27 protein-coding genes, 2 tRNA genes and 2 rRNA genes are annotated in these 23523 nt (G+C 45.3%); 27 read left to right on the top strand and 4 right to left on the bottom strand.

The features are described 5' to 3' along the window. Positions 1–13 precede the first annotated feature (13 nt). The 27 genes from ABDZ63_RS09365 (at position 14) to ABDZ63_RS09235 (ending at position 22313) form a co-directional block, all read left to right on the top strand. Positions 14–220 carry a hypothetical protein gene (locus tag ABDZ63_RS09365; RefSeq protein ID WP_343783290.1) on the top strand — a complete coding sequence of 69 codons (207 nt, stop codon included), beginning with the start codon at positions 14–16 and terminating at the stop codon, positions 218–220. 53 nt (positions 221–273) lie between these two features. After that, positions 274–1014: a DnaD domain-containing protein gene (locus tag ABDZ63_RS09360; RefSeq protein WP_160112551.1), complete on the top strand. Its 741-nt coding sequence runs from the start codon at positions 274–276 to the stop codon at positions 1012–1014. Positions 1015–1018: 4 nt separating this feature from the next. Beyond that, the gene (locus tag ABDZ63_RS09355; RefSeq protein ID WP_114374119.1) at positions 1019–1354 is read left to right on the top strand and encodes a replicative helicase loader/inhibitor; all 336 of its coding nucleotides are present in this window, start codon (positions 1019–1021) and stop codon (positions 1352–1354) included. Then, positions 1347–2639 (top strand): replicative DNA helicase, encoded by a 1293-nt coding sequence (locus ABDZ63_RS09350; RefSeq protein ID WP_343783289.1) that lies wholly within the window; start codon positions 1347–1349, stop codon positions 2637–2639. The genes ABDZ63_RS09355 and ABDZ63_RS09350 overlap by 8 nt, the downstream gene beginning before the upstream one ends. A 226-nt stretch (positions 2640–2865) precedes the next feature. Then, positions 2866–3288, top strand: coding sequence for a hypothetical protein (locus ABDZ63_RS09345; RefSeq protein ID WP_343783288.1), 423 nt, complete (start codon positions 2866–2868; stop codon positions 3286–3288). A gap of 181 nt (positions 3289–3469) precedes the next feature. Further along, the gene (locus ABDZ63_RS09340) at positions 3470–3901 is read left to right on the top strand and encodes a hypothetical protein (RefSeq protein ID WP_114374127.1); all 432 of its coding nucleotides are present in this window, start codon (positions 3470–3472) and stop codon (positions 3899–3901) included. A gap of 198 nt (positions 3902–4099) precedes the next feature. After that, a complete protein-coding gene (locus tag ABDZ63_RS09335) occupies positions 4100–4369 on the top strand; it encodes a hypothetical protein (protein WP_343783287.1) in 270 nt (89 codons plus the stop codon). Beyond that, complete coding sequence (locus tag ABDZ63_RS09330) at positions 4366–4641, top strand: hypothetical protein (protein ID WP_227002602.1); 276 nt, start codon at positions 4366–4368, stop codon at positions 4639–4641. Before ABDZ63_RS09335 ends, ABDZ63_RS09330 begins: the two co-directional genes overlap by 4 nt. Positions 4642–4659: 18 nt before the next feature. Further along, the gene (locus tag ABDZ63_RS09325; protein WP_343783286.1) at positions 4660–5769 is read left to right on the top strand and encodes a hypothetical protein; all 1110 of its coding nucleotides are present in this window, start codon (positions 4660–4662) and stop codon (positions 5767–5769) included. Positions 5770–5780: 11 nt separating this feature from the next. Then, positions 5781–5936 (top strand): hypothetical protein, encoded by a 156-nt coding sequence (locus tag ABDZ63_RS09320; RefSeq protein WP_160112552.1) that lies wholly within the window; start codon positions 5781–5783, stop codon positions 5934–5936. 23 nt (positions 5937–5959) lie between these two features. Then, positions 5960–8512 (top strand): VirD4-like conjugal transfer protein, CD1115 family, encoded by a 2553-nt coding sequence (locus ABDZ63_RS09315; protein WP_343783285.1) that lies wholly within the window; start codon positions 5960–5962, stop codon positions 8510–8512. A 15-nt stretch (positions 8513–8527) separates the two neighbouring features. Continuing rightward, positions 8528–8722: a hypothetical protein gene (locus ABDZ63_RS09310; protein WP_114374139.1), complete on the top strand. Its 195-nt coding sequence runs from the start codon at positions 8528–8530 to the stop codon at positions 8720–8722. A 21-nt stretch (positions 8723–8743) separates the two neighbouring features. Next, the gene (locus tag ABDZ63_RS09305) at positions 8744–10603 is read left to right on the top strand and encodes a pLS20_p028 family conjugation system transmembrane protein (protein ID WP_343783284.1); all 1860 of its coding nucleotides are present in this window, start codon (positions 8744–8746) and stop codon (positions 10601–10603) included. Between the two features lie 57 nt (positions 10604–10660). Continuing rightward, the gene (locus ABDZ63_RS09300) at positions 10661–10969 is read left to right on the top strand and encodes a DUF5592 family protein (protein ID WP_343783283.1); all 309 of its coding nucleotides are present in this window, start codon (positions 10661–10663) and stop codon (positions 10967–10969) included. Further along, complete coding sequence (locus tag ABDZ63_RS09295; protein WP_343783282.1) at positions 10966–11601, top strand: hypothetical protein; 636 nt, start codon at positions 10966–10968, stop codon at positions 11599–11601. The genes ABDZ63_RS09300 and ABDZ63_RS09295 overlap by 4 nt, the downstream gene beginning before the upstream one ends. A 5-nt stretch (positions 11602–11606) precedes the next feature. Then, entirely contained in the window at positions 11607–13550 is a 1944-nt protein-coding gene (locus ABDZ63_RS09290; protein WP_425541971.1) for a VirB4 family type IV secretion system protein, read from the top strand. Position 13551: 1 nt separating this feature from the next. Next, positions 13552–14652 (top strand): bifunctional lytic transglycosylase/C40 family peptidase, encoded by a 1101-nt coding sequence (locus ABDZ63_RS09285; RefSeq protein ID WP_343783281.1) that lies wholly within the window; start codon positions 13552–13554, stop codon positions 14650–14652. A 28-nt stretch (positions 14653–14680) separates the two neighbouring features. Continuing rightward, positions 14681–14884 carry a hypothetical protein gene (locus ABDZ63_RS09280; RefSeq protein ID WP_343783280.1) on the top strand — a complete coding sequence of 68 codons (204 nt, stop codon included), beginning with the start codon at positions 14681–14683 and terminating at the stop codon, positions 14882–14884. A gap of 24 nt (positions 14885–14908) precedes the next feature. Beyond that, entirely contained in the window at positions 14909–15514 is a 606-nt protein-coding gene (locus ABDZ63_RS09275; RefSeq protein ID WP_114374148.1) for a hypothetical protein, read from the top strand. An 86-nt stretch (positions 15515–15600) separates the two neighbouring features. Then, positions 15601–16362: a hypothetical protein gene (locus ABDZ63_RS09270; RefSeq protein WP_343783279.1), complete on the top strand. Its 762-nt coding sequence runs from the start codon at positions 15601–15603 to the stop codon at positions 16360–16362. Between the two features lie 316 nt (positions 16363–16678). Beyond that, entirely contained in the window at positions 16679–16924 is a 246-nt protein-coding gene (locus tag ABDZ63_RS09265; RefSeq protein ID WP_343783278.1) for a hypothetical protein, read from the top strand. Further along, the gene (gene mobP2, locus ABDZ63_RS09260; RefSeq protein WP_343783277.1) at positions 16921–18099 is read left to right on the top strand and encodes a MobP2 family relaxase; all 1179 of its coding nucleotides are present in this window, start codon (positions 16921–16923) and stop codon (positions 18097–18099) included. Before ABDZ63_RS09265 ends, mobP2 begins: the two co-directional genes overlap by 4 nt. 9 nt (positions 18100–18108) lie before the next feature. After that, positions 18109–18552, top strand: a complete 444-nt coding sequence (locus tag ABDZ63_RS09255) for a hypothetical protein (RefSeq protein ID WP_343783276.1) — start codon at positions 18109–18111, stop codon at positions 18550–18552. Continuing rightward, on the top strand, positions 18553–18840 hold the full coding sequence (locus tag ABDZ63_RS09250) for a hypothetical protein (protein ID WP_343783275.1): 288 nt from the start codon (positions 18553–18555) through the stop codon (positions 18838–18840). Next, positions 18818–20512 (top strand): ImmA/IrrE family metallo-endopeptidase, encoded by a 1695-nt coding sequence (locus ABDZ63_RS09245; protein WP_343783274.1) that lies wholly within the window; start codon positions 18818–18820, stop codon positions 20510–20512. Before ABDZ63_RS09250 ends, ABDZ63_RS09245 begins: the two co-directional genes overlap by 23 nt. Before the next feature lie 79 nt (positions 20513–20591). Continuing rightward, the gene (locus ABDZ63_RS09240) at positions 20592–21572 is read left to right on the top strand and encodes a toprim domain-containing protein (RefSeq protein ID WP_343783273.1); all 981 of its coding nucleotides are present in this window, start codon (positions 20592–20594) and stop codon (positions 21570–21572) included. Between the two features lie 60 nt (positions 21573–21632). Beyond that, on the top strand, positions 21633–22313 hold the full coding sequence (locus tag ABDZ63_RS09235; RefSeq protein WP_227002605.1) for a restriction endonuclease: 681 nt from the start codon (positions 21633–21635) through the stop codon (positions 22311–22313). Positions 22314–22940: 627 nt separating this feature from the next. Here ABDZ63_RS09235 and ABDZ63_RS09230 read toward each other — a convergent pair. From ABDZ63_RS09230 to ABDZ63_RS09215, 4 genes are all read right to left on the bottom strand, one after another. After that, positions 22941–23016: transfer RNA gene (locus ABDZ63_RS09230), tRNA-Thr, on the bottom strand. Positions 23017–23019: 3 nt separating this feature from the next. Then, positions 23020–23094, bottom strand: a tRNA-Asn gene (locus ABDZ63_RS09225). A gap of 113 nt (positions 23095–23207) precedes the next feature. Further along, positions 23208–23323 (bottom strand): 5S ribosomal RNA (gene rrf, locus ABDZ63_RS09220). A 91-nt stretch (positions 23324–23414) separates the two neighbouring features. Then, positions 23415–23523, bottom strand: a 23S ribosomal RNA gene (locus tag ABDZ63_RS09215); the annotation flags it as partial.

Below are 23523 nucleotides of genomic sequence, written 5' to 3'. Positions count from 1 at the left end.
GAGGAGGCTAACTATGGTTCCGGGTCTTGCAAATGTGATTGAGATGGAGAACAAAGGTTATATCGGCACACTGTTTTGGGTGAAAACGCGGGGCGGCACAGATATTAATGAACAATGTAACAATATAAATCCGTTTGAGGGGGTACTCAAACGGATCGAAATTAAAAAGAAGATGTTTACATTGTACTGTATTCCCCGAGAGTTCGCAATGGGGGCTTAATTTAATTAGAGTTGAAGGCAAAACTGCTATTTATAACCGAAGTAGGTGATGACATGAACTATATGAAGGAGCTTAATGCCTTTAGGGATTGGCTGCTTATGAACGATCTGCCCACCAGTGCAATTGCTTTATGGCATACACTGATGTCCATAAACAATATGACCGGCTGGAAAGAACGATTCAATGCGCCAAATTCCACAGTAGAACGATTGACCGGACTTTCAAAGCAAGGGCTGGTTGATGCTCGAAAGGTACTGATCAATAATAACTTGATCGAGTATCAAAAAGGTAAAAGAAATCAAGCTCCTGTTTATAAAATGATTTCATTAGTCAACTCAGATGACTTAAGTTCTTACCATACACTTGACTCAAATTCCGACCAAACGCTTGACTTAACATCTGATCAGAACTTGACCATACCTAAACAGAAACGAAATGGTCATGAAGGAGAGGAAGATGAAGAAGAGACGCGCACAGCAGATCCATATGTTGTCTATCAAGAAAACTTTGGAGTGATGCGACCGATGATCAACGAATCCATCAGGGAGTGGTGTACGTTTTTCTCCTCAGAAGTTGTCGTTGCTGCAATCAAAAGAGGTATAAAGCAAAATGCTCGATCTTTTGCTTACATCGAAAGCATTCTCAGGAATTGGTCTCAACAAGGAATTAAAACAATCGAGGATATCAAAGCCCATGAAAAGCAAACAAGCCAAAAGTCAAATACCATTCCTTTCCCAAAGCATAAAGATCAGCGATTAGAAGCACTTCAACGAATGCGAGAAAAGGGGGAGTAAATCCATGGAGTACAATCTGGCTATAGATATTTTGGAATCGATTGCGGCTGTATATCCCCGATTCGAACTTAGCGAAAAGAAAATCAAAATAATCATGCCTGCCCTTCTTAAAATGGATTATGAAGGCGTTATGGACAATGTTGAGCGTCATGTAACAAAAAATCCTTTTCCACCTACGATCGCTGAAATTGCTTCGTACCCTGCTCAGAAAAATGAAAACCTTGAGAAATGGCAGGAATGGGAATTGGAGGCGTCAAAAGTTTCTCAAGAACGTAAAAATCAATTCGCTATCGATCTTAAAAAGGTATTAGCAGAGAAAGCGAGTGATAGGAATGATTGAGTGTATAGAGTCCGAGCATGCGGTGTTAGGGTCGATTCTTATTGAACCTACATTAATACATGAGTCGGTGCTCCAACCATCCTATTTCGCAAAGGTTGATCATTTCCTCATTTTTAAATCCATGAGAACGGTCGAAGAGGAAGGAGCAGAACCTGAGTTAGCCGCCGTTACAACAGCATTAGGAGAATCCACAAATCAAATCGGTGGGATTCAATACCTGACACAGCTAGCAGGTTCAGTCGCAACGACTGCTACGTTTAACCATCATGAACGTAAAATAGTAGAAGCTTACCAACTCAGAGAAAGCCGCAAAGCAGCGATTCGATACGTGGAAAATCCGAAAGATTCTGCTTTTCAGCGATTATTTCAGGAATTAACGGATCTTCAACGTTTGGGAGAGATCAACAAAGAGAAAACGTTAAAGGAATGGTTGTATGAGATCTCTGATGATATTAGTGGTACACAGAAAGAAAATCAGAACAGTTACAAGACAGAATATGAATCTTTTGATCAAATGACTGGCGGGTTACAACGGAAAGAATTGATTGTTGTCGCTGCTCGTCCCTCCATGGGAAAGACAGCCTTTGCATTAAACATTGGATCTAGCCATTGTAAAAATAAAGGCAGATGTCTTTTATTTAGTCTTGAGATGGGGTCCAAGCAGCTATTACACCGGATGATTTCGGCGGATGCCCAAATCGATGGTCAAAAATGGAAATTTCCCTCTCGATTTTTTAGTGAAGAAGACTATGATCGGGCAACGACGTCAATCGCCACGTTACTAGATTGGAAGTTAGATATGTACGAGAATACATCGTTGATCAATGATATTTGTTCCATTTCCCGCCAGACGGCAAGGGAAAACCCAGATGATGACTTACTCATCGTGATCGATTATTTACAGATGATCCAAGGTTCCGGGCGTTATGAGCGTAAAGATTTGGAAGTAGGCGCCATTACTCGTGAACTTAAGCGACTGGCTACGGATCTCAATATTCCTATTGTTATTTTATCTCAACTATCAAGAAATGTTGAAAACCGTCATAATAAACGCCCAGTGATGGCTGATCTTAGAGACTCTGGAAATATCGAGCAAGATGCAGATGTAATTGCTTTTTTATATCGCGAGGAATACTATGACCTTGAATCCAATCATCCAAACCAAGCAGAAGTGGATGTTTCGAAACAGAGAAATGGACCAACAGGAACGATTAATCTGGGCTTTATGAAAGAATGTGGGCGTTTCATTGATATCGACGGTAAGCATGAAAGGAATGTCGTATGAATCAATATCAATGTTTTGGTATGTTAATGAGCTACTATGAGACGGAAAAGGCAATTATCCCCCTTGAGGACCTAGAAAAAGGGGCCTCTTCAACGGAGTTAGTCCAGGGATTGTATTTGTTCATCCATTATTTAAATGGTAAATATAAGTCCGTAAATATAGATTCAAGTTCCTATGTCGGGGAATAAATGTCTGTTCATAGTTGCATCAGAATGGAGGTTGTATCATGAATAAAATGGAGATTCATGAAGCTCTTATGAATTATAAATGGATGATAAACGTCCTTGTCACAAAACGTCAAGAAATGACTGGTGCTAGTCAAGCGATGGTATCAAAATATGGTATAGAAGCGACACTACCATCTGACAGCACTCCGTCTGACCCTGTATATAGTGAAATGTTAAGGATTGAACGTTATGATAAAAACACGAAAAACTTGCAACGTAAAGTTTCATTTATCCAGCGCCATTCTGCAGGAATTACAGATATCAAAGATCAAATCATTTTAGATGAATTATTAAATGGAAAAACATTGCGGAGAATTTCTAGGGAGCATCATCTATCGGTTGCAGCTGTCAAACGGCGAAAAGACCATATTATCGAAGAGATGTATTTGAATGCTGAAGGTGAACAATATGTACAAACGTAACAATGTAAACATCTGAAATTCTTTAGACAGATCAAAGCATAAATCTTTATAATAAAGGAAATACATTTATCTTTTAATCATTGAAAATCGTTCGTTGATGTTGTAGCATCTCCCTAACTCATCTTTCGAAAGGGTATTAGTTCTATAACTGGGCATTAACATTTTTGTCAGGAGGGATAGTATGAAAAACAACAAAAGTTTCCTTTTCGGAGGAGTGATTAGTTTTTCCTTGTTACTAACAGGATGTGGGGAGAGTGCAGGGGTGGAATCTTTGTCTCCCCAAGAAATGGAAGGGTATTTAGAAGAAAACGAGGAAGCCTTTGTCTTAACGACGCAAACCGAAGACGAGGAAGAACACCAAGAGGCCGTAAATATTGTTGACGAGAATATTGATAACATTTCTGTTAAAGAAATCAATGCTCAATCTGAACAGATGCTTGATAATGATCTTTTGTTAGAGGATGTTGGCATTGATGGGCCGAGTGTATTCAATTCATTAAGTTATTATGAAAATGGAGACTTAGAAGAACGAATCTCGGTGAGTGAAGTCGATTATGATAGCGAAGATGCGTTAGCCTCAGAGATACAAAATTTTGATCGTTCATTTGAATAATCATTTCATTAAGGGTGCAAGCAACAAACAACATACATTCTTGTCCACTCATCGATGAAGAAGTTTAATGAAGAGAACAGTCATACAAACTGTTCTTTTTTTATGCCATAAAAGGGGGTGATGCAGAGCATTCACACACGAAGCGCAAGAGGCGCTTCTTTTTTATGTCGGAAGCACATTAGGAAAGGATGATGATGCATGGCTTCGCAACGCGACGTTAAGCAATCAAAAGAGTTAGTACAAACGCTGTTAAGCGTCAAGGGCGAAACGTACAACGATTGGCTACACGCCCAACATCAGGCGTATATCAGCGAACACCAAGATTTGATCATGGAAGGTTTGCTCCATTATCAAGGGATTCAAGAAGAGAAAACATCGAAACAGCCGTCGGAGAAGAAAAATGTCGACAAAGCGAAAACCGATGAGCACGCACATTCATCACCATTACAAGGAGAGGAAGAAGCATGAATACAATGATTCAATGGGTGGAATCGATGATTATTATGGCAGCCATTGATAACATACAAAACACGGGTGAATCGATCTTATTGGGCATGCAAGTCGTGGGTGGTGTCGTGGCAGCGATCGCGATTGGGGTTGGATCTTATTTCCTTATGGCTGGTGGCGCACGTGGACGCATGATGTCGGTTGGCTGGTTTGTTGGTGCTGCTGGTGGCTTGGTTATGCTCCTAGGCGCACTCGCCTTTAGTCAGTGGATCGAAAGCACTATCACATTTTAAACAAGGGGGGAGAAAGCGATGCAGGTGTTATTTACGACACCCTTGGAGGAAGAGATTCCAGCCTTCCAATCACTTTCTTTGACGGACGTTGTGCAACTGACCAATGACATCGATCAACGCCTAAAAAAGCAAAACAAATCGCCGGTGGCGTTGGACTTTATGGTTCATGATGGGGAAGGTCAAAAATTATATACCGGAACCTATCATATCGGTTCGTCGTTCGCGGCGAACCTGTATGAACACATCTGTTACCGGTTGATTGAACGGCGCATGCGCAGTGATGAAGAGATCCAACAACGGGATCGGTTGCTTCATCAACTCACCCAAGAGGCGCCGTCCGCGCTGCGTATCGATGTCAACGATCACTTACGTCGTCAAGAAGAAGCGAACCAAACGTGGTGGAGCCGGTTAAGCCCTAAGGCACGGATCATGGGTGGCGCGGCCGCAGGGGTTATGCTTTTGGTTATGGTTTTTGCTATTGGCATGGTGGCGGTGGTGAGTGACCAATCGAATGCGCTCGCCGCGATGCATCAATCCTATGAAGAAGAACAACAGATGAATGATCTCTATGCGGAAGCCATGGCAGGTGACCCCGATACGGCGATCGACGTGCTTCAAGAAAAAAACGATCGCAGTGATCAAGAAACCGCCGTACTTGTCCATTTATTAATTGGGCAAGGCGCCTACGAGGAAGCAATTCAGATGACCGATCAATCGGCAGAGGCTATCGCGAGTGCGATCTTTGATCAACAAGGTATCGAAGCACTTACGGCATTTCAAGAGGAACATGAAACGGCCGTTGGCCACTTTGAATTGGCCTATGAAGACGCACGCTTTGACGATGTGGTGGCGGTTGACGACGTGCCGATGAACGCAGAACGGCAAGAAAAATTGGGCTACGCCTATATGAAAACCGGCAATGTCGACGAAGCCAAACAAATGGCCAGTGAGATTAGCAGTGAAAGTCTGAATGATCATATTCAGACTTATGAAACATTAACGGCCGATATTGATGATCGTCAAACACAGATCGACGAAGAAGAAGAGGCAGACGATCCGGACGATGACCAAATCGAAGAATTGGAAGAAGAAATCGCAGATTTGGAAACCCAAAGAGATGACTTATAGAAAGCGTAAAGATGAACCATCGGAGGTGTACAATCATTACATTAACGGGCTATGAACGATATGGATTCAGCCGCATGTTTTTAGATGAATTAGTGGGTTATATTAAAAACCATTTCACCGGTTGGGCGGACATCCAACAAATGCTTGCCTACAAGGACGAAATATAAAGAAAAGGAGGTTTGACCCTAGCATGAAAGCAGTTCTAGCCAATAAATTTGTGCTGATTCCTTTATGTATCGGCTTATTTTTAGTGGTGCAGGTGATTGGCACCTTTTTATTAAATCTCGTGCAAGAAGCGTTGGGGCTTTTACAAACGTTTCCGAACATCGAAGAACCCTTAACTTTAGAATGGGGTTATTTCACCACGTTTCAGATCACCGAACACCCTTGGTTTTATGGCATAACATCCGTTTTGGGATTGATGCTCGTTGGCATAACGATTTATAAACTGACCAGCAATTTCGCATCCATTAGTCACGATGAAAAAGGCTCCCAACGGTTTGCGACCAAGCAAGAAGTAGCTGAACAATATAAAAAGATTCCTGAGAAAGAAAAAAGCTATCGCGGTAAAGGTGGGGGTGTTATTGCGCACAAGGGACACGCTCATTTTATCGATGATGGAGCCGTTCATAACATGGTGATTGGCACCACCCGTTCCGGGAAAGGGCAGCTGTATGTGGATCCTACCATTGATGCATACGCAAGGGCTGAAAAAAAACCAAGCATGATTATCAATGATATGAAGGGTGAACTTTTTGTGCGCTTCAAAGAGACGTTAGAACAGCGCGGCTTTGACGTGTTAGCGCTCAATATGATGAATCCGATGCAAAGCATGAGTTATAATCCTTTGCAATTGATTAAAGACGCCTACAAAGAAGGCAATTACTCGGTGGCGGAGACCTTGTGTGAGTCGCTCACGCACATGCTCTATTATAATCCACATGTGAAAGATCCCATGTGGCAAAACAGTGCGATGTCGCTTGTCAACGCGATGATCTTGGCCGTAACCGAAGATTGTATTCAAAACGACGAAGAAGAAAAAATCACCCTTTATACCGTTGCGAACATGTTGTCTGAACTCGGATCGAAGGAATTGCCGCATCCGTCGAACCCCAAGATCGTCGTCAACGCCTTGGATCAGTACTTTCAGGACCTTAAACAGGATAGCGTAGCGAAAATGCAGTATGCGACAAGCAACTTTGCCAAAGGCAATACACGCTCGGGAATCTTTACGACAGCCATGGCAGAACTTCGACGCTTCACCTTGAGCGAACAAGCGAAAATGACCGCGAAAAACTCGCTTGATTTGAAGAAAGTTGGTTTTGGCCAATCCATCGAAGGCAGGGGCGCCCCCTTTTCCAAAGTAACGGTGACGTTTCCGGATGGCACACAGGAAATGAACCAAACCGGGGAGGGGGGCTATTGGGTGGTCCATTTCCAAGGAACGCTCCGGGAAAACGATGCCTTGAGCGTTGATCATGATCCCAATCCTCTTTCAAAGCAAGCCTACAAAAAGCGAACGAAAGAACAAAAAGCAAAAATCCTAGAGGAACAGACACGCATCGAAGTAACGATAAATACGGTGAACGAGGAAACGGGCGAAACGTCACTGGAACAGGAAAACCATCCGGACGTCGGCATCACGGAGGTGGTGAGTTTCAATCGACCGGTCGCGCTGTTTATGATCACCCCGGATTATGATGATTCCACGCATGTACTCCCATCCATGTTTGTGGATCAATTGTACTTCACGTTGGCAAAACACGCATCGATGGCGAAAGGGCAAGCATGTCAGCGCGAAGTCGTTTTTATGCTCGATGAGTTTGGGCAAATGCCGGCGATATCAGGCATGGGGTCAAAAATGACGGTATCCCTAGGTCGAAACATTCGCTTTCATCTCGTCGTGCAGAGTTATGCGCAACTCAAAGACAAATATGGGGAGGACGTTCAAAACACCCTTCGCGGGAATTGCGGCAATCACATCTATATCATGACCGCAGACGTGGAGACAGCCAAACACTTCTCAGAAAAACTCGGCGATGAAACACGGGAAGTCGAAACTCGGTCCGGCACACCGTTTTCATTGAAAAAAGCGAAAACCGATAATACGGAAGGCCGAAAACTTTTAGATGCGAATGAACTGATGGAAATCAAGCAAGGGCATACGGTCGTTTCTCGAACGATGAAGCGTGAAACGCAAGATGGCAAGCAAAAGATTCGTCCGTTCCCCATCTATAATAAAGGCATGCCTTATGCCTATCAGTATTTAAACTTGGATGCTGATCGGTCCATTACCGATGTGGAGGTAGACACGCCGCATCGACACATCCGATTGTCGGAGCTTGTTATGGATTTTTCCTTTTTAACAGGTGAAGCATCGTTGGATAACAACGAAGAAAGGAAAAAAGCCCCCCAAAGCAAAGAAACAAAGGCACCAACATCGCCGCAGGAGGATGCAGCGAGGGAAGAAGGCTGGAAACAAACGCCTCTATCTGAGGTGTTAACCGGTTCTTTATGGACGATGGCGATGGATCGGATAGCTCCGTCGATGGATGCAGATGAAGAAAAGATGCAAACGATGTCGGTCAATGATTTTCTCCAAATAATAAAGATGCTAGGCGATTCAGACGAGGTGGATAAAAACACCTATGCAGCGATCCGAAAAACCATTGATCAGTACGTTGAATCGTGGGAAGATAATGAGGAAACCCATAAAGACAACCACCAAGAAGCTGTCAGCTAATATAAGGAGGAACCGATGAAACCGAACATTATGAACATGATCCAACGTTATCGCGATCAGATCGAAGAAGGCGAAGTTGTCACGATCGTTCTGCAAGACGCTGTTGTTACGCTGCAACCTGGCCAAAACGAGGCGCCGGTGGACGCGCTTATTGAAAGCATCGACGAAAGGATCGATGTCACCCGGGAGATGTTTATGGAGGAGGAATAACGGCAGGAAAGGAGGGAGACGGTGGACGAACAAGAACTACTGGACACCTTACGCCAATTTGAAGACGAACTCAATACGGGAAATATCTTTAGCTACCTGTTCCGATTCCTCGGCTGGTGGCTTCTTTTAGGTTTTCGGGCGATTGTGAGCGGGATGGAAGGCGTCATTGATGGCGTTCTTGTGCTCTTGGATTTCTTTCAGACTGAACCGGTGCTTGAATTTCTCCAAACGATTCAACCCATATTGTATATCCTGCTTGCCCTTGCGCTTGGGCTTATTGCCTATCAGCTTATGTTCCAAAGAGGCCAGCAACGCTCGCAAATTCCGGTGAACATTTTCATTTCTATTATGACGGTGACACTCCTGACTTGGGGGATGAATCAGGCCAGCAGCTTTACCGATGATGCGGTGGAAGTAGCCTCCGTCGGGGATGGTGCGTTTGATATGGCCGATCAAATTGTCCATGACCATGTCACCGACGTGGCTATTTATGACGAAACCGGCTGGCAAACCCCGGATGTGGAAACGCAGCACCATGTCGATCCGGAAAACATCGATCAAATTGATATCAACGAAGAAATCACCGATGATTTTGAAAGAGCAGATGGAGAAGATTTATCAGAACCAGGTCAAGCTGTACTATCTAACAAAATCGGCATTGAATCCAACGGCGAAGAAGGGTTAGTCGACATTGGTGATGACGGCTGGTTCGACTTTTTCCCGGAAAATTACTATCGATGGGATGTGAATTGGGGAACGGGGTTGATTACGCTCGGCGTGATGGCAGTCACCATGATTCTCGTATCCATTAAAATTGCTAAACTATGCTTTGAACTCGCCTTTAACAAAGTCGTTGCGCTGATCATGGCTTATGCGGATATTAGCACCGGGCAACGATTGAAAGAGATCCTCAAAAACATCGGCAGCATTTTCGTCTCTATCATCATGGTGTTTTTGAGTTTGCGCATGTATATGTACTATACGGAGTATATTGCAAGCGAAATGAGTGGGTTTGGCTATTTGATCGCCATGATCGCCGGTAGCCTTGCGGTCATTGATGGGCCGAATATTGTGCAAAAACTCTTTGGCATTGATGCAGGTCTTCGCAATGCTTGGACGGTCGCGGCCGGTTCCTACTTTGCCGGAAAAGCCGCCAAACCCGCGGTGCAGGGCGCCGCGAAGATGGCCGGGAAAGCAACAAAAGGTGTCGCTTCGGGTGGCGTGAGTACGGCGGCAGGAACCGCCGGTGGTATATCCGGTTTAGCTGGTGGCAGCAAAGGTGGCCAAGGCTCCCAAACGCCGAACAATGGCGCCGCAGGGAACCAAGGATCACCGACGCAAGCCGGAGCAAAATTCGGACAATCCGGTGGCGGTCAACAAGGGACGGCACCCCAAGGGCGACCAGCACAGGGAACACTGGGGGCAGGGTCACCGACAAATGCCCAATCCCCCGCCGGGGAAGGCGAAGGTTCCACTGCGAATGCCAACGCGGGCGCCTATCAAGATACGCAGCAACAACCGCAACTGACGGGCACCAAAGGTAACCGTCCATTAGCACCGCCACCTACGCACGGAGGTAAAACACCATCGCTCCAAGCAGAGATGCGCGAAGAAGCCCGCAAAGGAGGCGGCGGTAACCAGCGATCGGCGACGTTGCACCAACAAATGCAAGCCGATCAAAACGGCCATGAACCAACCACAAGCGACATCCCCATGCCAAAACGATCGGCTGGCGGTGAGACGCGAACGGTGGGCCAAGCGATGCGCGATGGTACGTCACGCCGTTTTAACAATAACCCTTATGTGCAAAAGAGCAAACGCAGTTATCAGCTTGGTCAAAACACGACGCGAAATTGGAAAAACAAACGCAACAACCGATAAGACGCAGGCTTCTTTTTCTTGAAGTCTGCTTTTTTATATGAAAAAGGAGGGGTGCTGTTGCATTATAAAATTCCCACAGAGATTACGGCAGAATTGAAATTGAACCGGTGGCTGTATTTAACCGATTTACTCGTTGCGATTGGCATGCTCGTGATGGGCTTTATCCTTCACGCACTGATTCATCCGTCGCTGACGATCCCGTTTGTCGTGTTTATGGTCGCCTTATACGGCTTTTGGCTGTATCGCCCCAAAACGAATCCGCATATGCGCATGATACAGGCGGTATGGATGATGCTCAGCCGGGACCGTGCCACTTATCATGCCCATGATCCGCACGAAGAAGCGACGAAGGAGGAAGATCTATGATTTATGAGGACATGGTGGGCCAAGACGCTCTCTTTGATGAGCATAAAAAACCAAAACGACGGCTGCGCCTTGGCGAGCGTTCGAAACCGAAGGAGAAACGGGAACGAGCGCCGGACCGCATTGCCGATATTATCCCGATTCGAGACATGTCCGACGACGGCGCAATCGAACTGCAAGATGGTCAAGGCTATATGGATGTCTTTCAACTCACCACGAAAGATGTGTATGCCCAGAGTGATGCTGAAGCCGAAATGGACATTTTGGGGCTTACGCAATTTTTACGCGCGTATGAGGCGGATATCAAGATTGTCTCGCTTAATTTCCCGGTCAACATGACGCCGCAATTGGCACATATCCAACAAAAAATCGATGCCAACGCGTCGCCACTGATCGATCGCTTTTTGTTAAAGAAAAAGGTGGAACTGGAATTTTTAGAAAAACACCGCACGAATCGCGAATTTTACCTTTATGTATTTGGCGATACAATAAAAGATTTATCCGAACGCACGCAATTTACGCGCCGAAAACTGCAACGGGTCCTGCCTCTGTCTACCTTGTCCAATTCGAAGAAATTGGATGTGACCTATAAACTTAATAATCAAAACTCGAAACTTGATCATCAGAGGGGGTAACAATGATGAGCCTTTTACAGATGCTTGCGCCATGGAAACGCAAAGACGACACCGATGCCACGGAGACCGAACGTAAGGGTTATAACCCGTATTTGCTCGCAAACATTCAACCCCAAGGCGGCATCAGCTTCAAGGAAAGTTTTATACGTAAAGGGGATGGTTACGAAACGTGTGTGCACGTGTATAGCTATCCGAAAAATACGAAGGATTTTTGGTTGGAATCCATCGTCAATATGGAAAACGTCATCACGACCATTGATGTCACCTCGGAAGATCGTCATAAGGTACGCGAAGGCTTAAATAAAGGGATCGACGAACAAAGTTCCCGGATGATGACAGAGAAAGAAAGTGTCAGTATTTTGGAAGCCCGAAACAGCTTGGATGATCTTCAAGACCTGTATGCCTCCGTCTATGAAGAAGGGGAAGTGATCAAACGGGTGCATCTTCGCCATTATGTGAATGCGCGAACGAAAGAAGAACTGGAAGACAAAGTGAACGAAGTCTTAACGGCTCTTGAAGGGGAAAATTTCAGAGGCGCCGTTTTTTTAAACGAACAAGACATGGAGTGGAAAGCGCTCCATGAACCGTATACGGCGCAAGCGAAACGCCGCAATCGCCGCAAAGGGCAGGCGATGCCAGCGATTGCGCTAGCCGGTGGCTTTCCGTTCCACTTCACTCAACTCCATGATCCGACCGGTACCTATCACGGTACAACGATGACCGGCGGTAACGTCGTTTTTGATTTGTTTCACCGTGATAAAGATCGGAAATCGTATAGTTCCGTCGTGATTGGGGCGATGGGGGCCGGTAAGTCAACGCTTTTGAAAAAAATCATGCTCGATAATGCCATTAAAGGGCATAAAATTCGTGCTTTTGATGTCGTTGGGGAGTTTTTACCACTCACAGAGGCGATCGGCGGCAAACAAATTGCCTTGGATGGCACGGACGGCATCATTAATCCTTTGCAAGTGTACCGGACGGCGAAAGATGATTTTACGTCGTTTACGCAGCATTTATCAAAACTCACGACCTTTTACCGATTTCTGGCCCCGGAAGCATCCGACAATGAACTGAAAGAATATGAAAATATGCTTCGAAAATTGTATGTCTCTTTAGGTTTATGGAGCGATGAAGGGGATGCCAACCTTACGGGGCAACCGGTGGAGGCGTATCCTATTTTTTCGGATTTTCTGGCCTTTATTCGTGAGGAACTTTACGCCGATATATCCACAAGCAAGCAACGCGACAACCTAAGTCTGGAACGCAAACGCCGGCTGGAAACGATTGAGTTGAACATCCAAAACCTTGTTGAAACATACGCTCACCTCTTTAATGGGGTATCCAGCATTGCCGATTTTCAAGACAAACACGTCGTTATCTTTCAGTTGCGCGGGCTGAGTCAGATGCGGACCGAAATCTTTCAAGCCCAATTGTTTAACGTCATGAACTTGTTATGGGATGCGATGCTTACCAACGGCGCCCCCCAATTTGAAGCTTATAACAACGGTGAAATGACGTTTGAAGACGCCGAACGGTTTCTCATCCTCATGGATGAGGCGCATCACATTATCAATACCAAAAAAGGCAGTGGCCACGCTCTAAGTTTCCTCACGACGTTTGTACGAGAAGCCCGCAAATATTTTGCCGGTTTCACGTATGCGTCGCACACGATCCGGGACTTTGTGCCGGAAGGTTCCGACCAAAGCTTGGTCGAGGAAATTAAAACGTTGTTCGAACTCACGCAATACAAATGGATCATGCAACAAGACAGCAATAACCTTGAGATGTTGCAAACCATCTTTGCCGGGCAGTTATCTGAAAGTGAGGTTTCGCAAATACCGGATTTACAAACTGGAGATGTGGTTTTAAACATTCAAGCCGTTAAAAACCTACGCTTTTCCGTTGAAGTCTCAGACGAAGAATTGGCGTTGTTCGGAGGAGGAGCTTAAGATGTCCGTTTCTTCGATCATCGCTTTTCTCCTGTTCCTTTTTTCCTTAATTCCGAAGAAGTGGAAAGGGCTTGCGGTGTTATCCGTCCTTGTGGCTGTGAGTGGCTTGATCGGTATGGTAGTTGTGGCGATTCTTTCGCTCGGTGGCCAATATGAGCAGCAACAACAAGCCGACGATGTTGACTCGGTGGGAAATGTGGCCGAAGGCGAAGCACAAGTGAACGAGGAAGTGGAGGCGCTAAGGCCCCTCTTTGAACAATACGCCGAGGAACATGGCATACCGGATATGGTGGAAATATTGATGGCGAAAACGATGCAAGAGTCCGGTGGCCAGTTGGATGATGTGATGCAATCATCAGAATCCTTGGGCCTGCCTCGAAACACAATCAGTGATCCTGAAACGAGCATCGATGTTGGAACGGAATACTTTGCGCAAGTGTTAGAGGACGCCGGTGGCGATGTGGAACTTGCATTGCAGTCATACAATTTTGGTCATGGCTTCATTGAGTACGCCGAAGAACACAATGGCGGTGAGTATTCCAAGGATCTTGCGATTGAGTTTTCGCGTGAACAGTATCAAGACTTAGCGCACACTGGGCAGTTTTCATGCATTCGTCCTGAAAGCGCAGAGACAGGCGCGTGTTTTGGCGATATAGGATACGTTGATGCCGTTCTGGATCACCTCGCAACTCCCATCGATGCCGGAGACATTCCGGAGGTTGTCGAAGTTGGTGAACGATGGATCGGCAACTCCGAGTATGACTTTGGGGGCGGAAGAAATGAAGTGGAACAGGCCGCAGGCATTTTTGATTGTTCCTCGTTTGTTCATTGGGCTTTTGAACAAATTGGGGTGGATCTTGGTCCGCTTGGGTCGGTGACGACCGAAACGCTTTATCAAGAAGGACAGTCGGTTGATCCGGATGACATGCAGCCGGGGGACATGGTCTTTTTTGATACGTACAAATACAATGGGCATATCGGAATTTACGCCGGTGACGGGCAATTCATCGGGGCACAGTCCAGCACCGGTGTTGCCTATGAATCTTTGGAAAACGGTTATTGGGGCCAAACCTTTAACGGCAATGTGCAGCGTATTGGATAGAGTAAAAACGTTTGAAAGGAGTCAGGCCATGATCAAAAGCAAATGGTTATGGGTGTTTATCTATGGCTTTCAGTTTATGGTTCTGTTAGCGGGGGGGGGGTGGTTATCATCCCCGGCACTTATAACATCTGCATTGCTTGGACTGGGCATCACCTTGTTGATGTATACCCTTGCCAATCTCTTCATGCTTTCCGTAGCGCTGGTTGATGTTCTACGGAAGAGAGGATCTTAATCAGGCGTAGAAAGGATGTCCTTTGTGAAATCAAAAACGCGCATCACGTTATTTGCGATCGCCCTGGTTGCGATTTTCGCGGTTACAGGCGTGAATGTATACAGCGTGATGGCCGATGACGATAAAGCAACCTTTTCCAATGAACAGATGCAGGAGATGATGGATGCCAATCAGCAATTGGAAAGTGAAATCACTCGTCTTCAAAACGAACAAGAGATGGAAGAACCGGCGGCAATGCAAGAACGCCAAGAGGCATTACAAGCAACTGCCGAAACCTTTGTCCAAACCGTCTATACCGAAGAAGCAGAGTCATATGAAAACCGCAAAGATGAAGCCGAAGCAATCATGCAGGACAATCTGCATGAATTTTTATTCCCGGCCGATGAACAAGAAAAAACGGAGCAGCGAGCGATTCCGGAAGACGTTCAATTCTTTGTTGAGACGGGCGAACTGAACCAACAGGAAGCAACAATTATGGCTCGTTTTTCGCACACGTATAGCACCAACAGTGATGAAGACACGACGGCGACTTTTATTGAATTAGATGCGGAACAACAAGAAGATGGCGCTTGGATCATTCAAGATTTTAGAGATGCGGTCGAAAGCATGGAAGGAGAGGGGGGTACATGATGCGGAAACGATTCGCCCTAAGTACGAAACGTACGGTTCCTTTGCTTGTGATCACCCTTACCTTTGTCGTGACAGGGATGTTCCTCATGCTTTCCCGAACATTGTTTGGCGCACCGCCGGGTGATATTCAACACACGGAAATCGGAGAGTCCATTCCAATGCAAGGGAACGGTGAAGTCGTGATTGAAGATTGGGCGTATAACCCTAACGACCAACACATGATTGCGACATTACATGTTGATCGATCATCTGTTGATCGGAATACGGAAATTACCTTTGCTGCTCAAGATCGTTCCAACGCCCGTGAGGAATTACCAGTGACCATTCTTTATGAAGATCGGGATTATGTCGTGGTTCATATCGATGCCGTCCAACCATCTTTTGATGTTATTGGTATGGATATTCAAGAGCAAGAAACCGATGATGTGGTTGGGCATGATGAATCATCCAATGATAGCACCCCGGCTGAACTAGCAAGAGTCTATGCCGATCATCGAATGGTTGAGGTTGATGAATCATTGACAGCCGAAGATGAAAACACCTACGACCAACGCGTACTGAACTTGGAGTACGACCGACTGGGCGATGACCAACAGGCGCATCAGCAAGTGATCGAAAATATGAACGAACGGATCGAAGAATTGGAGCAAGAATTGGTTGATATTGAAGCAGACATTTTGTACAGCACCGACGATGAAGAAGTGGAACTGGAAAGTGAACACAGTCAAATCGAGTCAGAAATTGATGGGTTGGAGACAGACATGGCACAAGAACAAGAAGCCCTCGAGGTGTCTCAGGATGAACAAGACATGATCGAAGAACAAATGGAAATGGCCATCGATGAGTGATGATTAAACTTAACGACAACCTTGCACCATCATTGACGACAACCTTACACCATCAGCAAAATTTAAAACGTGCGTTCCCTGAAAGCAGACGACAACCTTACACCAATAAATGATTTCCTTGATATCATTGTTTCCCCCGGCTCTGCCGGGGATATCACCCTATGTGATATCAGAAACCCCTTATGCTCTTTTCTATCTCGCCTATCAATGAAGATATCTGCCACAAAGCGTACGAAGGTTTAAGCATCTAAAACGAGTGATCTGATCGGAAAAACCAAGAAGGAAAAATCAAAATGGAGGGTGCAAAATGGATATTGTGATCCGGAATGTTGAACCAAGAGCGATTCAAAAAGTGGAAGAACTCGCGAAAGAACAAGGCATTTCCAGAGAACAATTTTTACGAGAACGGATCATGAAGATGGCACAATTCTATATGGAGGATCAACGGGTCCAACGATTGGAAGCATTAGTGGCCAGCAATCTGCAAGTCATGGAACGATGTGCTGATAGCATGCAAACGATGAATGCACTCATTGGTGACGAACCGGAGCCATCATCATGAGTGCTTCAACCATCACGCCAGGTGTGGTATTGAAAACAAAATTTATTACCTCCAATACCAAAGCCTTTGATCAGTACGTCAATTATGTGGATCGGGAAGAAGCCAAAGGGGATAAGCAACTGCCTTCCCAAATGTTTTCGCTGTACAATCATTACATGGATGACCCGGAAAAAACGTCGGCTCTTTTTACGGATACTTCGGATAGACTAAACACCGATGAAAAAGATGAATTAAAACATGCGTTCCAACATGCGCAAGAAAATAAGAGTCTCATGTGGCAAGATGTGATTACCTTTGATAATCAGTGGTTAGAAAAGCAAGGGATCTATGATCAAAAAACCGGTGAGCTAGATGAAAAAGCATTAAAGAATGTCACCCGTTCATCGATGCAGACGATGCTCAAAAAAGAAGGGCTCGAACAAAGTTCGATTTGGTCGGCGGCCATTCACCGAAACACCGATAACATTCACATTCATGTAGCCACCGTTGAACCTGAACCGACCCGAGAGCGTGGCAAACGAAAACCCAAAACCTTAGATGCCATGAAAGGCGAAGTGGTTAATGGGCTGCAAGATCGAAGCTATGAACGCGAGCAGATCAATCAAATCATTCGTGGAAAGATGGTCGATGGCAAGAAAGAACAAAACACATTAAAATGGCAAAATCGAGAAATGAAACCTCTGTTTAAGGATATATATGAACGATTACCTGAAAACAAACGCCATTGGAATTATGGTTACAACACCCTCAATTCGATCCGGCCGATGATCGATCAACTAACCACGACGTATTTAGACAAACACCATCCGGAAGACCTTAAAAATTTGCATCAACGGTTGGATCGAGAAGTGGATGAAATGAAAGCCGCCTATGGGGATGGGCCGAAAGAAAGCAAACGCTTTGAGAATTATAAAAGCAATAAGATCGATGATCTCTACAAGCGTATGGGCAATGCCTTTTTGAAGGAAATGAAATCGTATGACAATCAATTGTACCAAAGACCAAAGACCAAAAGAATAGCAGGGGATCAATCGTTGCGTCATGGCAAGTCATCGAGCATCGCGATGCAGCAATCGTTAAACCGTCTGAACCGATCGATGAAACAGACCTATCAATCGTACATGAATGACATGGATTATGAACGACTAGAACGAGACATTGAACGCGAAAGGTAGGGGGCAATGATGAGTGAACGCAAACGCATGAATATCCGTGTGCTTCCGGAAGTGATGAACTATATCGATGCTTACCGTGATCAGCAACGTATTACCTATCACGGGCAAGCATTGGAAAAAATCATACAAGACCATGAAGCATGGAAAATTGAAGATCGATCCAATCGAGCCATTATGGATATGGCCGCCGAACAATTCCGTCAAGTGTTTGCATCAGAATTAAAGAAACTTCAATTGGGGGTGAATAATAGTGATCGAAACACGCAAATTCTGATTGAGCTCATGAATGGCATGCTAATGAATGAAAACCATCTCATTACAACATCTAATATGGAGAGCGAGCCGGTAAGCATTGCCAAAGAAGAAGTCAAAGAACGCATATCCCATCAACGGCAGAAAAAGATCGATTGGGAAGAAAGCCAAAAAGCCAAGCAAACGCAAGGAGAGGTGTAAATGTATTTTTTGGATGATCGCTACGAAGTGGGTGTATTTGAAAGTTTAGGGGAGCATGATGTGGAGATTTTGGTAGGGAATACGCGCTACACGATTGAACTCGATCCGGCGGATAAAGCTGCCCTTGAACAGCACTTAATCAATCAAGAGAACCTGTTGATTCCGTTTGATACCCAAACGAAAAAGATGGTCTTGGACATTGGGCAAAATTATCATGAGGCGAACATGGAAGAACTGATTGAGGCCGCCGATCGGAGGTGGAACGATGGCGAGAACGAGACCCCGTAAATCACCGGAAGCGATGAAACAAGACATCGAGGAACTGACTAAAGGCATGGAAGAAAAAGTGGCTAACCATTTCTATTCCAAGGATCAAATGAAGGAATACTTGCGGTTTATGGGGCAATTTCACAACTACTCTCTGAATAATGTTCAGCTCATGCAATCGCAATTTCCGGGCGCCGAAGCCGTTGGTTCGTATAAATTTTGGAAAGACAAAGGTTTTCCCGTGCAAAAAGGAGAGAAAGGCTCTAAAATCCTCGTACCTCAACGGCTCGGCGAGCAATTTCAAAACGAGGAAGGCACATGGAAGCCCGTCAAATATGCGACCAAAAATGAAAAGACACACATTCAAGACGGCCATCTCCCAAAACGAGACGGTCGTCTTGTGTTTTCAACGGGAACCGTTTTTGATATTAGCCAGACGTCGGCCACACGGGATGATTTGCCGGCTTTATTCCCAAATAAATGGATGGAAGGGAAGGTGGAGGATTACGGTCAACTTCGTCAAGGTATGGAAGCCATCGCCAAGGAAAATGGCATTGCCATTGTGGAACCGAAACAAGAGTTAGGCGCAGCTAAAGGCGTCAGCTATACCTTAACAAAGGAGGTGGCTTTAAATCCGCGCAACGATGAACGGCAGAATGTCAAAACCCTGTTGCATGAGTTGGCGCATGGGAAATTGCACACCGCAGAAACACACCACCGATATTCGCAACCGGAAAAAGAGTTTCAGGCAGAGATGACCGCCTACACGGTAGCCTCTCATTTTGGCGTGGATACGTCTGATTACTCGCTGGATTACCTTAAATCTTGGACGAAAAACCGCACCTTTGACGATCATCAGCAATTACTCAAAGAGGTACAAGACACATCCCACCAGTTTATTACCACGATGGAACGAACGTTAGAACCGGAAAAAGCGCATGAACAGAAAAAAGAAGAGCCGAAAGGAGATGAATCAATGATTCATCAAACGAAAAAACAAGATGGAGCGACCATCGATCGGCAGGCATATAAGGACCTTTACAAACAAGAAGTGATCCAACAGGTGGAACCCGATAAAGCTTCCCGTGAAGCACAACATCAGGAAGCCAAAGGATCCACCTTGCCATTAACGGCTCAAAAGCCCCATGTAAGTCCTGTTAAACAGCAAGACGAAAATGAAAAATCCTCACTGATGCGTAAGGAAAGTCCGTTACTCAAAGCCTACCGCAACGAAGTGACGGCTCATGAACGCAATGCAAGCCCGTTTGAAAAAGAGGATAAACCAACGGAGCATCAAATCTTTAAAGACCATTATAAGCGCGAAATCATGGGATTGATTGAGCCTGCCGTTGGGAAGCAATTGGATCGGGAAGAATCCGGCGACCAACAAGAACGAAAGAAGCGAATGCAAGCATTTGAGCAGGGACATGATCCGCATACAGTGTACCACTTGAAAAAAGAGTCACTGCAAGAAATCAAAGAACTTCCTCTCTCCGAGCAAGGCCAGAAACGACTAGGTTCCCTTGAAAAGCAATTAGACGAAGAATACACCAATGAGCAAGAAAAAACATCTCAGAAAGGCGCTGAACGATCCAATGAACGCGAACGACGCGAACAACAAGAGCCGGTGGCCACGTCATCAATCAGCGCCGGAACTCAAACAGGCATTAAGGGTCCGGAACCGGATGTGTGATGTATCAGAACCATAGGGGTTCAATAATCCCTGTGGTTTTTTCATTATATCAACCATGAATGAAAGGAGGGAGTACGGCATGGTGAACCGTGTCCGTACGGAGCAAGTGGAACGAGCTAAGCGTGTCGATCTGCTGGATTATCTTGAGGCGAAGGGAGAAACCTTTGAAAAAGAAGGGCGTTACTACCGACACACGGAACATGACAGCTTGATTATTCGTGATCAGATGTATGCGTGGAACTCGCGAGGGGAAAAAGGTGCTGGCGTGATCAACTTTGCGCAAATGTACTATGGGATGTCTTTTCCGGAAGCTGTGGAAGATATTGCAAATGGCTCCTTTAAGGAAAAGGAACGGCCGCCATCAGCCAAAATACCGTCCGAACCCTACCGATATCCTAGCCACTATGAGGTGAGCGATACGACGCGCATGCATCAGTATTTAACCCAGGATCGCAAAATTCACCCTAAAGTCGTGAATTGGTTGGAGCGCAGGGATTATGTGGCGCAAGACAAACGGGGCAATGTCGTTTATAAGTGGAAACAGCAGGGCGAGGTCGTGGGGGCGGATCGACAAGGCACGCAACCGATGGCTCGTACTGGTGATTGGTTTAAAGGCATTGACAAAAACAGCTCAGGGAACGCTGGTTTCTCTTTTGATATTGGAAAGCCGGGAACGCTCTATGTGTTTGAAAGTGCCGTCGATGCGTTGTCTTATTGGAGTGAAAAGAAGGAGGATATACAAAATGCACGTATGCTTTCAATGTCTGGTTTGAAACGACACACTGTTAGTGCAGAAATGAACCGGATGAATAGGGAAGGCTATCCACCGAAACAAGTGGTCATTGCCGTGGACAATGATCCGTCTGGTCGTGATTTCGCCTATGGCCTAAAAGATGTGTTGCAAAACTATGTAAATCAAGACGGGGAACGGGTTGGGAACGTTGATTTGCCAAAGGAAAAGGATTGGAATGAACAATTAAAAAAGAATGTGGTCGTAGAACAGCCGCGAGCGAAAGAATCCAAACCCTCTCCAGCCAAGGATACGGAACCGGAACGATAATGGAAACCTTTACGCACGGGTTTCGGCCCGTGTATTTTTGTTGGACGAGGAGTGTGAAGAATGATAGACGAGGGTACGATCGTCAGCATTTTTCTCGTGATGTTTTACCTTTTTACCTTCCCATTGGTTATTGTTGGTTTTGTTTGGTTGATGAGAAGATGGATGAAGCGTCATCGAGAGAAACAAGCGTTTCAACGAGTCGTTCAAAGTGGCATTCGTTCGATCGACCAAATGGATGGACACCAATTTGAATATTTTTTAGGACAACTGCTTAAAGAGTTAGGCTATCGATCCGTGAAAGGAACGAAACGTTCCAATGATTTTGGGGCTGATTTGTTGATGGAAAAGGAAAAAAAGATCGTTGTGCAGGCGAAGCGATACGGGTATAAGCAAAGGGTAGGAATCCAGGCTATTCAGCAAGTATTTGCGGCAATTCCTTTTTATCAAGCCCAGGAAGCCTGGGTGGTCACGAATAGCTTTTATACGGCAGCCGCCCGAAAACTCGCCCAGGCTTGTGGTGTTCATCTGTTAGATCGTTGGCGCCTGCAGCAATTTATCGTGAATGTGAACCCGGAAATGACGGCTCAAAAGGTGTATGAAAATGTAGAGCCAGCGCGACGCAATTGCCCCTTGTGTGGCTCACCTTTAGTGGTGCGAAGTCATCAGGAGAATACGAGACGATTTTTTGGATGTTCTTCATTTCCGAATTGTCGGCATACGGAACCATTAAATACTTCCTGATTTTCTCCTATGGGGGAGGCGAGTCCTTCAAAGTATGGTATACTAGAGAAACAATAGAACTTTGTCTCAGGGGTAGGAGTTTACCGTTTGAACCTTCCATCCGTCACTAACGGATAGAGGGGAGGTGAACGATTATGTTCATTACTCATGAAACCGCCATGCTCTGCGTGGCTGTGGCTACATTAGTGGTCTTGATGATGAAACATGATGATAACAAAAAAAAGTGACCTACCCCTGCGGTTGGAAGCCAGTGGGGTAAAGTCACCTTTAGCCAGGTGAACTCCTCCTCTTCTAGGACAAGTTCCTATTGGGAGACCGTTGGTGCGAACACACCACGGTCTTTTTAATGTATGCCTTTTCTAACCTTAGTATACAATAACATCTTGCTGATAGCAAATAAAATGTGGAACCGATTAAACAATATGATTTCTGACCATCTATTTCGCTCGAACGTTCGCAAACAATAAAGATTGCGGCCACTGTCATGTTTAAGTTTATGGGAGATTAAAATGCTAAAAATGCACTTTAGTTAAGTAAAGGTGCCAAATTTGTGCCAAAAGACCTCATCCGTAATTGAAAAGCGAGTTCCGTCAATCGCCAAAACCCGCATCATGTAAGTATTTTAACTGGAGCTTCCTGCCGGACTCGAACCGGCGACCTCATCCTTACCATGGATGCGCTCTACCGACTGAGCTAAGGAAGCATATGGCTCCAGCGGCAGGATTCGAACCTGCGACCAATTGGTTAACAGCCAACTGCTCTACCACTGAGCTACGCTGGAATATTACCAAGTCTACTTAATTTCACAAAATTAATTACCCAAAACTTATTATAGCCAAAAACAATATACATATTAGTATATTCAAATGAAATAGTCAAGGGTAATTGCTATTTGCCCGGCGGTGTCCTACTCTCACAGGGGAAAAACCCCAACTACCATCGGCGCTAGAGAGCTTAACTGCTGTGTTCGGCATGGGAACAGGTGTGACCTCTCTGCCATAACCACCGGACAAATCATTATATCAGATTAATTGAAGGTCCAATACCTTCAAAACTAGATAAGAATCAACCAAAGCCGAAGACGCGTTTTATCACTTGATTTAAGTTAAGTCCTCGATCGATTAGTATCCGTCAGCTCAAGCGTGTCACCACGCTTCCACCTCGGACCTATCTACCTCATCGTCTCTGAGGGATCTTACTCGCTTGAAGC

Source organism: Alkalibacillus silvisoli (genome assembly GCF_039521975.1).
In the GTDB taxonomy this organism is placed as follows: Bacteria; Bacillota; Bacilli; order Bacillales; family Alkalibacillaceae; genus Alkalibacillus; species Alkalibacillus silvisoli.
This window is presented reverse-complemented; position numbering and strand designations above follow the sequence as displayed.

Coding starts and splice junctions, on each gene's coding strand:
- ABDZ63_RS09365 (WP_343783290.1), top strand. CDS start 14: ATGGTTCCGGGTCTTGCAAATGTGATTGAGATGGAGAACAAAGGTTAT.
- ABDZ63_RS09360 (WP_160112551.1), top strand. CDS start 274: ATGAACTATATGAAGGAGCTTAATGCCTTTAGGGATTGGCTGCTTATG.
- ABDZ63_RS09355 (WP_114374119.1), top strand. CDS start 1,019: ATGGAGTACAATCTGGCTATAGATATTTTGGAATCGATTGCGGCTGTA.
- ABDZ63_RS09350 (WP_343783289.1), top strand. CDS start 1,347: ATGATTGAGTGTATAGAGTCCGAGCATGCGGTGTTAGGGTCGATTCTT.
- ABDZ63_RS09345 (WP_343783288.1), top strand. CDS start 2,866: ATGAATAAAATGGAGATTCATGAAGCTCTTATGAATTATAAATGGATG.
- ABDZ63_RS09340 (WP_114374127.1), top strand. CDS start 3,470: ATGAAAAACAACAAAAGTTTCCTTTTCGGAGGAGTGATTAGTTTTTCC.
- ABDZ63_RS09335 (WP_343783287.1), top strand. CDS start 4,100: ATGGCTTCGCAACGCGACGTTAAGCAATCAAAAGAGTTAGTACAAACG.
- ABDZ63_RS09330 (WP_227002602.1), top strand. CDS start 4,366: ATGAATACAATGATTCAATGGGTGGAATCGATGATTATTATGGCAGCC.
- ABDZ63_RS09325 (WP_343783286.1), top strand. CDS start 4,660: ATGCAGGTGTTATTTACGACACCCTTGGAGGAAGAGATTCCAGCCTTC.
- ABDZ63_RS09320 (WP_160112552.1), top strand. CDS start 5,781: ATGAACCATCGGAGGTGTACAATCATTACATTAACGGGCTATGAACGA.
- ABDZ63_RS09315 (WP_343783285.1), top strand. CDS start 5,960: ATGAAAGCAGTTCTAGCCAATAAATTTGTGCTGATTCCTTTATGTATC.
- ABDZ63_RS09310 (WP_114374139.1), top strand. CDS start 8,528: ATGAAACCGAACATTATGAACATGATCCAACGTTATCGCGATCAGATC.
- ABDZ63_RS09295 (WP_343783282.1), top strand. CDS start 10,966: ATGATTTATGAGGACATGGTGGGCCAAGACGCTCTCTTTGATGAGCAT.
- ABDZ63_RS09290 (WP_425541971.1), top strand. CDS start 11,607: ATGAGCCTTTTACAGATGCTTGCGCCATGGAAACGCAAAGACGACACC.
- ABDZ63_RS09285 (WP_343783281.1), top strand. CDS start 13,552: ATGTCCGTTTCTTCGATCATCGCTTTTCTCCTGTTCCTTTTTTCCTTA.
- ABDZ63_RS09280 (WP_343783280.1), top strand. CDS start 14,681: ATGATCAAAAGCAAATGGTTATGGGTGTTTATCTATGGCTTTCAGTTT.
- ABDZ63_RS09270 (WP_343783279.1), top strand. CDS start 15,601: ATGCTTTCCCGAACATTGTTTGGCGCACCGCCGGGTGATATTCAACAC.
- mobP2 (WP_343783277.1), top strand. CDS start 16,921: ATGAGTGCTTCAACCATCACGCCAGGTGTGGTATTGAAAACAAAATTT.
- ABDZ63_RS09255 (WP_343783276.1), top strand. CDS start 18,109: ATGAGTGAACGCAAACGCATGAATATCCGTGTGCTTCCGGAAGTGATG.
- ABDZ63_RS09250 (WP_343783275.1), top strand. CDS start 18,553: ATGTATTTTTTGGATGATCGCTACGAAGTGGGTGTATTTGAAAGTTTA.
- ABDZ63_RS09245 (WP_343783274.1), top strand. CDS start 18,818: ATGGCGAGAACGAGACCCCGTAAATCACCGGAAGCGATGAAACAAGAC.
- ABDZ63_RS09240 (WP_343783273.1), top strand. CDS start 20,592: ATGGTGAACCGTGTCCGTACGGAGCAAGTGGAACGAGCTAAGCGTGTC.
- ABDZ63_RS09235 (WP_227002605.1), top strand. CDS start 21,633: ATGATAGACGAGGGTACGATCGTCAGCATTTTTCTCGTGATGTTTTAC.